Annotated in this window: 11 protein-coding genes and 2 pseudogenes; 6 read left to right on the top strand and 7 right to left on the bottom strand. The window is 40.5% G+C overall.

Annotation, left to right across the window (positions count from 1 at the left end; all coding sequences use genetic code 11):
- Positions 1 to 12: 12 nt before the first annotated feature.
- On the top strand, positions 13 to 690 hold the full coding sequence (queC, locus tag V6C71_14405; protein HEY9769667.1) for a 7-cyano-7-deazaguanine synthase QueC: 678 nt from the start codon (positions 13 to 15) through the stop codon (positions 688 to 690).
- Positions 691 to 839: 149 nt separating this feature from the next.
- On the opposite strand, the gene V6C71_14410 is transcribed toward queC, so the two are convergent.
- From V6C71_14410 to V6C71_14425, 4 genes are all read right to left on the bottom strand, one after another.
- On the bottom strand, positions 840 to 2,435 hold the full coding sequence (locus tag V6C71_14410; GenBank protein HEY9769668.1) for a 4Fe-4S binding protein: 1,596 nt from the start codon (positions 2,433 to 2,435) through the stop codon (positions 840 to 842).
- Between the two features lie 582 nt (positions 2,436 to 3,017).
- Entirely contained in the window at positions 3,018 to 4,814 is a 1,797-nt protein-coding gene (locus V6C71_14415) for a CARDB domain-containing protein (protein HEY9769669.1), read from the bottom strand.
- A 47-nt stretch (positions 4,815 to 4,861) separates the two neighbouring features.
- Positions 4,862 to 6,160, bottom strand: coding sequence for a calcium-binding protein (locus V6C71_14420; GenBank protein ID HEY9769670.1), 1,299 nt, complete (start codon positions 6,158 to 6,160; stop codon positions 4,862 to 4,864).
- Between the two features lie 211 nt (positions 6,161 to 6,371).
- Positions 6,372 to 6,869 carry a hypothetical protein gene (locus V6C71_14425; protein ID HEY9769671.1) on the bottom strand — a complete coding sequence of 166 codons (498 nt, stop codon included), beginning with the start codon at positions 6,867 to 6,869 and terminating at the stop codon, positions 6,372 to 6,374.
- A gap of 525 nt (positions 6,870 to 7,394) precedes the next feature.
- Here V6C71_14425 and V6C71_14430 point away from each other — a divergent pair.
- Both V6C71_14430 and recQ read left to right on the top strand, forming a co-directional pair.
- A complete protein-coding gene (locus V6C71_14430; GenBank protein HEY9769672.1) occupies positions 7,395 to 7,568 on the top strand; it encodes a hypothetical protein in 174 nt (57 codons plus the stop codon).
- Positions 7,569 to 7,796: 228 nt separating this feature from the next.
- Complete coding sequence (gene recQ / locus V6C71_14435) at positions 7,797 to 9,920, top strand: DNA helicase RecQ (protein HEY9769673.1); 2,124 nt, start codon at positions 7,797 to 7,799, stop codon at positions 9,918 to 9,920.
- 157 nt (positions 9,921 to 10,077) lie between these two features.
- Here recQ and V6C71_14440 read toward each other — a convergent pair.
- A pseudogene (locus V6C71_14440) lies at positions 10,078 to 10,224 on the bottom strand (F0F1 ATP synthase subunit gamma).
- A gap of 88 nt (positions 10,225 to 10,312) precedes the next feature.
- Here V6C71_14440 and V6C71_14445 point away from each other — a divergent pair.
- Positions 10,313 to 11,032 carry a hypothetical protein gene (locus V6C71_14445; protein HEY9769674.1) on the top strand — a complete coding sequence of 240 codons (720 nt, stop codon included), beginning with the start codon at positions 10,313 to 10,315 and terminating at the stop codon, positions 11,030 to 11,032.
- A 186-nt stretch (positions 11,033 to 11,218) separates the two neighbouring features.
- Positions 11,219 to 11,767 carry a hypothetical protein gene (locus V6C71_14450; protein HEY9769675.1) on the top strand — a complete coding sequence of 183 codons (549 nt, stop codon included), beginning with the start codon at positions 11,219 to 11,221 and terminating at the stop codon, positions 11,765 to 11,767.
- A gap of 157 nt (positions 11,768 to 11,924) precedes the next feature.
- On the opposite strand, the pseudogene V6C71_14455 reads toward V6C71_14450, so the two are convergent.
- Positions 11,925 to 12,089 (bottom strand): annotated as a pseudogene (locus V6C71_14455) (IS1 family transposase).
- Between the two features lie 294 nt (positions 12,090 to 12,383).
- On the opposite strand from V6C71_14455, the gene V6C71_14460 reads away from it, so the two are divergent.
- Positions 12,384 to 12,539: a hypothetical protein gene (locus tag V6C71_14460; GenBank protein HEY9769676.1), complete on the top strand. Its 156-nt coding sequence runs from the start codon at positions 12,384 to 12,386 to the stop codon at positions 12,537 to 12,539.
- A 140-nt stretch (positions 12,540 to 12,679) separates the two neighbouring features.
- On the opposite strand, the gene V6C71_14465 is transcribed toward V6C71_14460, so the two are convergent.
- Entirely contained in the window at positions 12,680 to 13,624 is a 945-nt protein-coding gene (locus tag V6C71_14465; GenBank protein ID HEY9769677.1) for a F0F1 ATP synthase subunit gamma, read from the bottom strand.
- Positions 13,625 to 13,642: the final 18 nt, after the last annotated feature.

A 13,642-nucleotide genomic window follows, 5' to 3' on the forward strand; every position in this document is an offset into this window, starting at 1 on the left:
TGATCTAAAATTATGAACAAAGCAATAGTCTTGCTTTCTGGAGGTTTAGATTCCGCCACCACCGCAGCCATTGCCATTGCTGAAGGATATGAAGTTATGGCTCTTTCTTTTCAGTATGGTCAACGACATCAAAAAGAATTGGTAGCTGCGCAGAAAATTGCCAAAACACTAGGAATTAAAGAACATTTTGTGACTGAGATTAATTTATCCGCATGGGGTGGATCTTCGCTCACAGATGAATCAATGACTATTCCGATTGATGGTATTCAGTCTGATGTGATTCCTTCTACTTACGTACCTGGACGCAACACAGTTTTTATTGCGATCGCTCTTTCTTTAGCTGAAGCCAAAAATGCTCAGGCGATTTATCTCGGCATCAACGCCGTAGATTATTCTGGCTATCCCGACTGTCGCCCCGAATATCTCGCAGCCTATCAGCAGTTAGCCAATCTTGCTTCTAAAGTAGGAGTTGAAGGAAATGCACCCCAGTTAATCGCACCATTGGTTCAAGATTCTAAAGCAGATATTGTCCGTCGCGCCTTAAAATTAAACGTCCCCATTGCCGATACTTGGTCTTGCTATCAAGGTGATGAAATTCCCTGTGGTATGTGTGATTCCTGTCGGATACGCGATCGCGCTTTAACTGAAGCTGGACGGGAAGATTTGACAAGTAAAGCGATACAGCAGTAAGAAGTTAGCAAATTTACACTGATTTGACTTTTTTACTTCAACTAAGTCTCTTATTACTTTTGAGAAACGGTATAAGATTGGCTTTCTATCTGACTTGGCATTAATCTTATATCATTCCATAAAGATGCAACGCCGAATTTGTTTTTCAATTAAATTACTGGATTTAACAAATTTGGTTGCTCAAGAATAATTTCTAGCAAAATGCGATCGTGTTCCTCTTCTTCTAGCTGTAGCTTGTCGCGAAGTTGTCCTAAAGCTTCCCTACTGATATTTGGCTCAAAAAGTTTTTCTGACAAAGCTTCTTGTAGTATTTCTTTGTAAACTCGATAGTGGTCTTGTCGCGTAGCATTAGGTATTGCTGAAGCTAAAACGTATAGCTCATCGGCATTTAACTCATCTAAGGAACGTCCTGATAACAACCCAGAAAAGTCAAAAGACAGTTTTTTTAGTTGACGGCGTAATTTATGTGCGAAACCTTCCTTATTATACTTTTGGAAACTACGCCCCCAGGTTCGATAAAGCCAAACAGTACTAACCAGAATAATCAAAGCATTAAAGACTTGTTGTACCACTAAAGGTAAACGCAAAATTTCTGGACGACCACCATAGATAAAAAAAGTATTAAAGGCGATAAAAGTGCAAACAGAAAAGCTTCGGTGTACAGCCTGTTGCCGATCGCTCTTGGGATGGCGTCGTCTCAAATAGGAAAATAAAGCTCTTTCACTTCTGATGCAGACTAGCCAGCATACCCAGATAAACAAAACCAAGGTGAGAGGAACTGCTACTAGTTTGGGAATGGGAACAGACCGATTGAATAAGTAGAAGCCTGGTTTCAAGATGGTTGCTAACAGGTTTTCTTCGTGAGTCCAAGCACCAGAAAAATAATAGTTAAAATTTCCAGCATATAGGTAGTAATAACCGAAATATCCACTGACTAAGCCCAAATAACCATATTGAACAAGCTTACGACCAGGTTGGGTTAAATACTTCCAGTAAGACCTCTCAGCATCAATATCAAGACAGGCAGACTTACAGTTAGTACAGGCAATTTTTTCTCGTCCAGTACGATCGATGGTTCGGCACATCGACTGAGTTATGCTTCTTGGTGGTGCTTTATGTGCCTCGCTATCAAACAATCCTCTAGGTCCTGTAAATACTATTTGCACGATACCAAAGGGACAAACATAATGACACCAGCTACGACCACCGTAGAGAAAGACTACTGTTATGGCTGAGAATATAGTCAAGAGTAAAAAGCAACCAAAAACCATCCGGGCTGAATTAATCAGAAGAATCCGAAAATTTAGACCGATAAACAGTAAGGCAAACTGCACGTATAAATGGTTACGAACCAGCCAAAGATTGTTGTTAATCCTCAATCTCGGTTTTAATCCCAATGCTCGGGGAATTTGAGACAGAAAGTAAAGAGGACAAATGCGTCGCCAAGTTTCGTGACCCAAGACAAAGACAATCGCGATCGCACTAGGAACAATCATACCCCAAAATAACCTAGTTCCCATAGGATAAGGGGTTTCAACTAAACACTCTCCCTGAACTCTAACGCATCGAGCTGGTATACTGGCAAGAGCGATCGTGCGATCGCCAAAAGGACTAGACAAATTATGGGGATCGCTTAGATGGTGAGAGATCGGGTCATAAAACAGTGAGACAATTAGGATGAACCAAGCAATTACCAGCACCCATCTTATTAAGCGCATTTTTGCTTCAGAAATTCGCTCGATCATGATAAATACCTTGATTGTTTAATAAAAGTAGCTAAAAAAATCTTTTGTTCTTTAGTAAACTTAGGCATAAGTCAAAACACCATTTAGATAACCTGAAACACCGACAAGATCTCACTTGCTACCTCGTCCGTTCCTGATGTCATGTCTTATAAGGTTTCAAAAGCTTGTATTAAACGTTAGCTAGCGAAACGTTAGCAGATCGCTCGTCTACTCAAGCGAAGCGATACTATCTTCCTCGTCACCCTAACCATCAAATGTAGAAGCCTTCATCAGCTCTCACGGAGTTCTTATCTGCCAGCATATTCAACCATTCAACCGAACACGATCTAATGCAGGAAATCGGCGATCGCCCATAGCAATCGAACCGATATCCTAGTAACACAATCTGAAGATAGGACTCTGACTAACCGCAATAGCGATTTTCTATCCAAAAATATCCGATTCATTTAAGAAGTCACCTACTTCTAAACCTGTAGCAACGCCACTAAGTTAGATATTTCTACGTGAACCCCCCCGAGTTCTCGGCTATTGGCTTTTTCCCTAGCAGCTAGTTCAAAGCTACTGGTACTGCCCATTAATCTATCAGATTAGATCTGTTGGAGTTAAAGCATTATCAACCACGAATTGACCGATATTTTCTCCTGATTCTAAGCCTTCAATGGAAGACGAGTTTATATGAATTCCGCCAAAGACGCGACTATCGCCATTCTCTGCTGCTGCTTGGGAGAAGCTATCAAAAGAGCGAGCCAGACCTGGTATGTCTTGCGACGTAATCTCAAAGCCAAAGTCGTCACCAAAGAAAGATTCGAGGACTTTAGATGCTGCTCCACCGAATGTAGCGTGTCCTGAAGTGTAATCGGGAAATGCTGGAGTACCAATTAATGGATCCCAATCGGGGTCTTGCTTCGAGATTGGGTTGCCATCTATGTTTTCATAACCAAAACCAGGTTGAGGAATTATTTGATTTCTGGGGTCGGCATTGATAGTTTGTTCTGGGCGTGGTTGATCGAAGTCAAACTTAGAATCCCAAGAAACTACACCAGCATCAGTCAGAGCAATATTTAGCTGTGCAAACAAACGAGCCGTATCTATGAGCGACAACTCTTCACCATTTTTTTGATTTTGGAGAATTGCTTCTTGAGCAATTAGATTCCAGTGTCCAGGAGGTCTGAAGGTATCTGTGCGATCGAGAGACCAAAATTGAGCGATTTCAGTCTCTTCGCCGGTGCGAGTAATATTAGTAACATCAGTGTCCTTTAATCCACCTTTCATGCGAACGTCTTCCGTTTCCCTAGCAAATTTAGGGCTACCAAATTGTGGAGGACCATCGGGGCGAAACTGCTGGGTACTGGGGATAAAAAAGGGAGGAACGCTCTCAAACTGGGGTCCTAGTGGAGTTTGTTCCACAACCTCACCATTGACAGTAATAATCGGTCTCCACGCGCCTGGTTTATTAGTCGGCTCAAACACTTCGCCTGGCGGTGTAGTAAAGTCGGTATCTCTTAACTCTATGAGTTCTTTAGCGACTTCAACTCCAAATTCAAAACCTTTGGTCTTTTCTGCATTGGAAGCGCCTATTTCGGCAAGAGAACGCTTTTTTTGGGCGATAAAGTCAGGCGTTTGTTCTGAATATACTTCTTTTGAAGAAAGGATCGTAAATGCTGCTCCTACTACTGCTGCTTCTACAGATGCTCCACCTGGTGCCAGCTTATCTACCGCGAAAGGTTCAAATCCTCCCTCGAAAGCAACGGCGGTGTCAAAAATCGCTGTGTGTAGAAGTGCGCCGTTACGTGGGACTACTGGGGGAATTGTTCCATCTCCACCACTAGCATCAGGGCTAGTAAATCCGTAGGAGTCTGCTCCAGAAGCTTGTACAGCATTCAAAAATACTGAGTTCCAATCCTGTACGACGTTGCTGCCGTCGGTGGAAATAAACTGTTTGGCTTTGTTGTTTCCATCCTTGCTCTCTGGAATGGTGTTATTTGGGTCGACCTCAGATATTAAATAGTAGGCTCCAGGAGCTACAACACTGGGTGTACGTAAATCTGAAGAGGAAAAGTCTAGATTTACCGTTGCCGATTCTCCAGGGGCTAGGTTAAGATCGTCGACGGTTATCGTGCCGATGGTATCGTTACTACTTTGACCCGTCAGAACTTCATCTTGTCCGTCAAGTTTGTCGAGAGAACCCTTTTCATTGATATTAAGATCTTTCTTTTCCAGCTTTGAATTGGTTGAAGCATAAAGAGCCAGATCTGCCGAACCAGTAAAGGTACTGTCACCCTGATTGGTAATAATTACCTCTACTTCGCCCTCTTGTGTAGGAAAGATGCTGGGTGTTTCGAGAATCTCTCCAAAAGATGTCTTTAAATCTACTGTCATATTTCTACTCCTGATTATTTTTGCAAGTATCTCGTTTGGGTACTAGATTAAGATTGAAATTCAAATCCACTTTGAATGAGGTTTAAATCATTTACAGATAAGTCGAAGGTATCTACAGACGGTAAGCCTTGGGAATTGACTGTACTGCTAGAAGCCGAGCCAAACAACGAAGATTGTACAATGGCGATAAGTTCATCGACTTTCCCTTGCTCAGAATAGATTCCTATGCCAGAAGGTTCACCTGCGGGAGAAGCACCAAAAGTATAGTCACTCGATGAGCCAACGGCATCAAACGTATCGCCAAAAGCAAAGTCGGTTATTAAAGCGTAATCATCAGTGCCTTGTTGCTGTGGGTTGCCGTCATCATAGAAAACAACTTCCTCACCATTCTCGTTAGTGCCTCCAAGTACGAAGGTGTCGCGACCTGAACCACCTGTCAAAGTGTCGATGGTGTCAGCACCAAAATCAAACTGGATCTGAAAATCTTCTACTCCAATCAGGCGATCGCTACCCGAACCACCATTAAGAGAGTCGCTGTCAGCACCACCAATCAGGCGATCGCTACCCGAACCACCATTGATAGTGTCACTCCCAATTGCATTACTTGATGAGTCCCTGCGATCGCCGTAGAGGAGGTCGTCACCATTACCACCGAAAACTCTATCGTCCCCGTCTTCACCATAGACGAAATCATTGCCAACTTCACCATCGAGAGTATCATTGCCCTCGCCGCCAGCGATCTTATCTTTATCTGCGCCACCACCAATTGAGTCGTTGTCGTCGCCTCCACTAAGGACATCCTTTCCAGAATTGCCGCGGAGGGTGTCGTTTCCTAAACCGCTAAAGATAATGTCTCTGTCGCCTCCGCCAGAAATACTGTCATTGCCAAAAAAGCTTTCGGATGGGTCATCACTCAAGCGACTATCCCCAAAAATGACATCGCTTCCGCGTCCGCCAATAATTACATCATTTCCACCCTGTCCAGCAAGATCGTCATCTCCTGAGCCACCGTCGATCGTATCATTGCCCAGACGAGCCGAAACGAGATCGTCTCCTCCACGAGCAGAAATGTTATCTGCAAAATCAGTACCGACAATATCATCGTCATTAGAAGTGCCACTGATTTCATTAACTGTATCCCCTGGACTTTGTGCGGGCGAAAACACACCAGTAGGCTTACCGAGTACGTCAACTCCTTGCTCAGTAGTTTGTGTAACTGAAAACCTATTAGCAGAATTAGCTGTTTTGGAAGATTCTATATCTACAAGAGAGTTCTCAAGTTCATCAACTCTATTAATCTCGCTAGGACTCAATCCTAAATTCTGTAGTTCATTAATATCAACCATCGTTTACTCCTTGATTAATTTTTATGATGTTTTTGTTGTAATTAGATCGCATTATGAGTCTTTGTCTTTACCCTTTAATCTCGATCGGATTAGTAGAGTAATTATTGTTTACTGTCTATTCGTACTAGGTTTGAATTTTATAATTCCAGCCTCGATGGACTCAATGTTTTTATGTATGGCATACAGTTTTTAATTTTCAGATTCTATCCAATTATCTTGTTTCTAATTCCTGCAACATCTTCAATAAGGAAGCTTCATCTAATTCTTCCAGGCTCATAGTTATGACTCTTATTGCATCCACATAGCTTAAATAAATTTCATATTTTTGTTTTTTATCGACAGGAATTTTGTCAAATACAACACCTTTTCCCCAACGCTGAATCGTATTGGGCTTAATTTTTAAAATTTTGGCAATTAAGCGAATACATTTCTCTCGATAACCATGTTCTGACTCCATGGCTAAAATCTGTCCTTCCGTAAAACGAGGTCTGCCGTTTGCATTTATGGCAGATAAACCAAACCAACGACGGCAAAATAGTCTAGGATGTATACCTTCGGTATAATTAAAACTGTTATTTAAAATTTGGGCGGTTAAATTATCCAACCGATTATTTTTGTCTTTAGTATGAGAACCAAATTTGTTTTTAGCTGAAGCAATACTGTTATCGCGATCAAATCTAGTTACTGGGATACCTTTTTTGTAGAACATTTTCTAAAATCTTCAGATAGTAAATGCAGCAAATATCTAGAAACAGCAATTCGACAGAATGACACTGCTAAACACTTTTTCGGATCTGTTTTTTTTAAACTGGACGTATAAGTTCAAAAGTGACTACAATCATCAAAAAAATCAGTTTGTAATAAAAACTATTATTTTTGACTCTTTTGTCGATCGCTTAAAACTTTTAAATGTAAAAATTCTGGCAAGATGGCTATTCAAAGGTTTTAAACATTGCCAATTATCGACTCATACGTGCAATACGTTGTGTTGTGTCCATTTACTGTGAAATTGTCAATTTGTCTAAAAGCAGTGAATGAACTTAAGTCAATCACCACCTGCCACCAAATAACTAATTAAATACAACTATGTATAAACCGCTTATTTTATGCGATTAAATTGAGCGATCATTATTTTTGCGGTCAGGTCGCTCGATAATTGAGGCGAATTTGCTTCTAAACTTAACGTTGAGGAAAAAATAACGAATGAAGCAATTCAATAGTCGAAAAATTTTAATTGCAGGTAGTAGCGAAAGAGTCGGATTTACCATGGCAAAGGCATTTGCGCGGAGCGGTGTATATGTATGGCTTATCTATGGCAGGAATTGAAGATCGTACACCTCAGTTAATTGCGCCTTTAGTCAAAGATTCTAAAGCAGATATTATATTGTTCCTTGTGCCTTGGAATTAAACGTCCCTATTGTCGATGCTCGATCTGGCAATTTGGGGCAAAATCTTCCTTTTGCTGGGTGATTTCGCTCGGATACGCGATCGCGTCTTAATGGTAGACGAGAAGATTTGACAAGCAATGCGATTTTTTCTTTTAATACTAGAAATTTTTAAAACCAAATACTTTTTTAAAGTAGAATCATCATTCACTTCTACAATGATGTAGAAACTGATATCCCGTTGCTTGGTTATGTCAACTTTTGCCTCTTTAGAGTCAGCTTTAAAACATTTCTTTGGCTACGACACTTTTCGTCCTGGACAAAAGAAAATTATTGAAGCAGCATTACAGAATAAAGATTTACTGACGATCATGCCTACTGGAGGCGGGAAATCTCTTTGTTTTCAATTACCAGCTTTACTCAGAAAAGGGATAACTATTGTTGTCTCGCCGTTAATTGCCCTGATGCAGGATCAGGTTGATGCTTTGCAGGACAATGGTATTGATGCAACCTATCTCAACAGTACTCTGGAATACGACGAAAGGCGATCGCGCCAGATAGCTATTCTAAAGAATCAAATTAAGCTACTCTATGTTGCCCCTGAAAGACTTTTAAATCAAAGATTTGCTTTATTTCTGGAGCGAATACAAAACGATGTCGGCATAAGCGCGATCGCCATTGATGAGGCGCACTGTGTCTCGGAATGGGGGCATGACTTTCGACCTGAGTATAGTAAATTAAAATTAATTCGCCAACGTTATCCGCAGATTCCCCTCCAGGCACTTACCGCCACTGCTACTAAAAGAGTACGACAAGATATAATCCAACAGCTAGACTTGCGATCGCCCGATGTTCACGTTGCTAGCTTTGATCGCAGTAATATTCATTACGAAATACAGCCTAAAGACCGTAATATATACCGTAAAATGCTTCGAGCGCTCCGTAACGAATCGGGTGCAGGGATAGTTTATTGTCTGAGTCGTAACCGTGTTGAAGAAGTTGCCACCAGATTAAAGCATGATGGTATTGATGCGCTACCGTATCATGCAGGATTATCAGATCGAGAGCGTAGTAGCAATCAAACTAGTTTTCTCCGAGATGATATTCAGGTAATTGTTGCCACCGTTGCCTTTGGAATGGGAATAAATAAACCCGATGTGCGCTTTGTCTTTCATTACGATTTGCCCCGTAGTTTAGAAAGTTTCTATCAAGAATCAGGTAGGGCGGGTAGAGATGGTGAACCTTCGAAGTCAATTTTATTTTTTAGTCTGAGCGATCGCCAAAAAATTGAATTTCTAATCGATAAAAAGCCAGATCGTACCGAACAAAAGATTGCCATGCAACAGTTAAAGCAGGTAATTGACTATGCCGAAGGGCATGATTGTCGTCGCCAAATTATCCTGCGCTATTTCGGCGAGAAATACCAAGGCAACTGCGGCAAATGTGATAACTGTCTCAATCCCAAACCAATTGAAGACTGGACGGAAGAAGCGCAAAAGTTTCTTTCCTGTGTTGCTCGTTGTCAAGAAAAATTTGGCACTAATCATATTGTCGATGTTCTCATTGGTTCTCGCAAACAAAAGATTCATCAATACGGACATCATCTTTTGTCTACTTACGGTATTGGCAAAGGAAGAACTGCTGAGGAGTGGCGGATGCTAGGGCGAAGTTTGGTGCATCAAGGCTTGGTAGGACAAACAACTGATGGCTATCCTATACTTAAACTTAATAAACGCAGTTGGGAAATTTTCCGCGGTCATCTAGCGGTGAAGATTGCGGTAGATAAGTATCAGAGCCAAACCACAGTAGCATATAATCCGCGTCAGGCAGAAGCAGAATTACTCTTTGAAAAACTACGTCAGCTGCGTAAGCAAATTGCCGATCGCAACTCTCTTGCCCCCTACATGATTTTCGCTGATTCTAGCCTGAAGTTGATGGCACAGGTACGCCCCAAGAATATTAATGATTTTGCCGATCTATCGGGAGTCAATGAATATAAAGCACAACAGTACGGCGATCGCTTTATTTCGGCAATTTTGGAATTCAACGAACAGCACAAGTTACCCCTTAGTGTTCCCTCTAAAAGTCAGATGGCTACCCTACAGCTTCATCAACAGGGCTTAAGCGTCGTCGAAATAGCCCAAAACCGAGGTTTTGCTGTCGGCACAATCAATAGCCATTTAAGTGAACTAATTGAAATGAATCAGCCAGTTGCGCTTAATCAACTGGTTACAGCCGATAAACAGCAGGCAATTATCGAGGTAATTAAACAGGTAGGAGATATGACTCTCAAAACGATTAAAGATAGTTTGGGAGAAGAATATAGCTATGAAGAAATTAGGTTAGTTCGTGGCTGGTGGCGCAGTAATAACTGAGACTAATGAAAATTGGGATTAGTATAAGAGCCACCTCATAAAAAAACGCTCAGATTTCCTCTGAACGTTGCCTAAAATATATGATGTATAATTTCGCTTAGAGCTTAGAGCTAAAAACTAGCTAATTTGAACGAAGCTAATTCACATCAAAGGGATATTACAAAGCATTAGCACCAGCAACTACCTCAGAAAGTTCCTGTGTAATTGCAGCTTGTCTAGCTTGGTTGTAGGACAAGGTTAAATTGCCCATCAAATCTGTCGCATTTTCACTAGCATTATTCATCGCCGTCATTCTGGCTGCTAGTTCATTTGCTGCGGCTTAAGATAGATTAAGTTGGCAATTTCAATTGTTAAAATTATCTGTAAATAACATCCCACTGGAGCAAGTGACCATGATTGGTGAAAATAGACAACCAAATATTCAGTACGATCAAAATTATCAAACCGTCAATCCCGAAACATCTTATACTCGTTCGGCAGGTACAACTAACGCTTCGAGAACAACTCCTACAGAACAAAAATACGCGACGAATAGTACTCCTATGTCTGTAAATGGAAATAAAACTACAGACAAAAATCTTAATCCCCTTTTAGCAGGGGCGTTAATGGGAGGATTAATCGGTGTTAGCTTGGGTGCATTAAATGGTCTTTTAAATGGCAAAAAAACCTCTGAAGCTTTCAAGCAAACTTCTAAAGGTGTCAGTTCTGGTTTTAAAAATGTAGGGGAAGGTTTAAATTCTACTGCTAAAGGTTTGGGAGAGGTAGTTACCAGTATAGGTAAAGGTGTCAGTCATACAGTTGTGGGTGGCGCACAAGAAGCGATCAAAGGGGTTGGTGAAGTAACTCAACAAGCAGCAAATTCTGTTCAAGATACTGCCGAAAATATTAATCAAGCTGTAGCCGATACCGCCAATAACGTTAAAAATACAACTGAATCAGCCACATCATCTTTGGCGACTGAAATAGATTCTACTAGCGATATCGTACAGTACGATCGACCAGCTACCAATTCAAGTGTTGAGGAATTAAACGATTATAATGCTGCTAGCACAGATCTACTTAATAAAGAAAAGTCTTTAGCAGAAGACGACATTATGGGTTCCAATTATTAAAAGCAAAAAGTTTGTCAGCAAATTAGGTTTCTCAATGGAATTTTCGACCATACAAAATAAAAACCGTAACGTTGCATAGGCAAGCTCGACAATAAGCATAAAAAGGTAGCCATAAAATTACAAGTAAAAACTCGTTAAAGTTATTGGCTACTTTTCGTTTCAATAAATCAACAATTGAGAAAAAAAATGACTAATAGCAATCAAATTTCAATTGATCGAATCGAAAATAGTAGCTTTACAGAAGAGTCTGATCGCGTGCCATCAAATACCGATACAACAACGAAAACTCCCAAGAGCGAAATAGTAAGACTGTTAACTGGAATGCTAATCGGTGCTACTTTAGGTGGAGTTGCAAGCATTTTATCTAGCAAAAGTGCAATTTCTCGAATCAATCAAAACATTCAAAAAGCAGGAAGCGTAGTAGACAAGACAGCTACAAACATCAACAATACTGTCAAAGACGTAGGGGAAGCAGTTCAAAGTGTTGCCGTAGTCGTTAACGATACATTTCAAGATGTAGAAGTAACTTTTAAAAGTACAGCCGACGATGTTAACGAAACTGTAAAATCTACAGTAAGTACTGTTATGAATACCGCCCAAAGCGTTAATAACACCGTCAAAACTACAGCAGACATAATTAATACTGTCAAACAACCTGGAGAAAATAGAGAAAACAAGCAACCTAATAACAATGACGGTAATGAAACTCTATATAAATTAGTGCCGATCGAATGAATAAAGGCAACAGGTAATAGGTAATAGGCTTGGCATTGTCTGAAGGAAAATGAATACGATTGTCTGCGATCGACTACAATTTGTAGTTGATCGCAGGGATCGCGATGGAGTAATAGAAGATTTATTGGTAGTCCTAAAGATGTGAGGATGTGTTGTCCTAAAGGATACCGCTTCGCATATAGTAATGGACAAAGTACCAAATTGCCCCGATCTGATTTTCGATTTTCTTGGAAAATGAAAGAGTCTTCCTGACTAAACGAGAAACCCTTTGGCTTAATGTACAGTTAAATCTCTCGATATAATTAGTTTTTCCCGTTTCTTCTTGAAACAATCGCTGCGCGGGCGAATAGCCCGCCAGTCGTCGAAGACGACGATCTGAGCGAAGCTCTGCGGGGAAACCCCCAAGACCGCGTTGTTTCGCTTTTCCTATAGCTTGATAACGTTTTGAAGGAATTACCTGTTCGTAGGCTTCCCAAAAGTCGCTATAACAAACAGCACATTGTCGATAGAGTGGTAGAGATTGCCAAAGCTTTTTTTTTATGCTCCTTTTCTACTGCGATCGCCTTAATTTAGAATCTTCTAAGATTAAAGGCAAAAATAGGCTATAAGCAATAAAATGGGAATCCCACAACTAGTTATTGGCAATAAAAATTACTTATCATGGTCGCTTCGTGCTTGGCTGATTCTGGCTAAACTAGGTATTGAGTTTCAAGAAATTCGCGTACCACTTTGTACAGAAGGATATCAAGCAAAGGAAGTAAGAATTAAATAACTTATGCCTAAAGCGATCGCTTTTTAATAGTTTTGCTGCCAAATGAAAAACGTTCAGATTGCTTCTGAACGTTAGATTAAATATATAACTTAGCTTAGAGCTTAAAACTAGCTAATTTAAAGAAGCTAATTAACCTCATCTTACAAGGCATTAGCACCAGCAACTACCTCGGAAAGTTCCTGTGTAATTGCAGCTTGTCTAGCTTTGTTATAGGACAAGGTTAAAGTTCCCATTAGTTCAGTTGCATTCTCACTCGCATTATTCATCGCCGTCATTCTCGCTGCAAGTTCACTAGCTGCTGCTTCTTGTAAAGAACGCAAAATTTGGTTGTTGAGATATAGAGGCAGTAAAGCATCTAAGATCTGTACGGGATCTTGTTCAAAAATTGTATCTTTCGGATATGTTTCAACTTTTGAGGTGACGCTTTGCCTTTCTACACCAAATGCACCGCCTTTACTAGTAAGGCGAAAGATTTCGTCATCTTTTACTGCTAAGCTACCTGTTGTTAGCGGTAATAAAGTTTGAATTACAGGCTTAGAAGCAATTAAGGAAACAAACTTAGTATAGATAAGCTCCACCTTGTCTACTTCTTCTGCTAAAAACAGAGATAGTAATTCATCGCCAATTTCCGCTGCTTCGGGTGCGGTAGGAATTTGCTCTAGTCCGACAAAAGTTTTTTCAGTAGGAGCATTACGATTACCAAAATATTGCTTCGCTTTACGCCCAATCAAGACATAAGTATACTCAATACCCTGTGCTGATAATTCCTTGGCTCTATTTTCAGCTCTACGAATTACGTTGGCATTGTAACCGCCACATAAACCGCGATCGCCACTAACTACTAATAGACCAACCTTGTTAATTTCTCTTTGTTGAAACAGAGGTAGATCGACATCTTCAAACTGTAGTTTGTCTTGAATATTATAAAGAACTTGTGCCAAACTATCGGCAAAAGGGCGAGTAAAGTTTACCTGTTCTTGGGCGCGACGAACTTTAGCAGCAGCGACCAAGCGCATTGCTTCCGTGATTTTTTTAGTGTTTTTTACCGATGCGATGCGATCGCGAATCGCTTTTAAATTAGCCATATTTTTTAAAAGATAAAT

It is taken from the genome of Coleofasciculaceae cyanobacterium (genome assembly GCA_036703275.1).
Classification (GTDB): Bacteria; Cyanobacteriota; Cyanobacteriia; order Cyanobacteriales; family Xenococcaceae; genus Waterburya.

Excerpts from the sequence above, each read along its gene's own strand:
- queC (HEY9769667.1), top strand. The coding sequence starts at position 13 with ATGAACAAAGCAATAGTCTTGCTTTCTGGAGGTTTAGATTCCGCCACC.
- V6C71_14410 (HEY9769668.1), bottom strand. The coding sequence starts at position 2,435 with ATGATCGAGCGAATTTCTGAAGCAAAAATGCGCTTAATAAGATGGGTG.
- V6C71_14415 (HEY9769669.1), bottom strand. The coding sequence starts at position 4,814 with ATGACAGTAGATTTAAAGACATCTTTTGGAGAGATTCTCGAAACACCC.
- V6C71_14420 (HEY9769670.1), bottom strand. The coding sequence starts at position 6,160 with ATGGTTGATATTAATGAACTACAGAATTTAGGATTGAGTCCTAGCGAG.
- V6C71_14425 (HEY9769671.1), bottom strand. The coding sequence starts at position 6,869 with ATGTTCTACAAAAAAGGTATCCCAGTAACTAGATTTGATCGCGATAAC.
- recQ (HEY9769673.1), top strand. The coding sequence starts at position 7,797 with ATGTCAACTTTTGCCTCTTTAGAGTCAGCTTTAAAACATTTCTTTGGC.
- V6C71_14445 (HEY9769674.1), top strand. The coding sequence starts at position 10,313 with ATGATTGGTGAAAATAGACAACCAAATATTCAGTACGATCAAAATTAT.
- V6C71_14450 (HEY9769675.1), top strand. The coding sequence starts at position 11,219 with ATGACTAATAGCAATCAAATTTCAATTGATCGAATCGAAAATAGTAGC.
- V6C71_14460 (HEY9769676.1), top strand. The coding sequence starts at position 12,384 with ATGGGAATCCCACAACTAGTTATTGGCAATAAAAATTACTTATCATGG.
- V6C71_14465 (HEY9769677.1), bottom strand. The coding sequence starts at position 13,624 with ATGGCTAATTTAAAAGCGATTCGCGATCGCATCGCATCGGTAAAAAAC.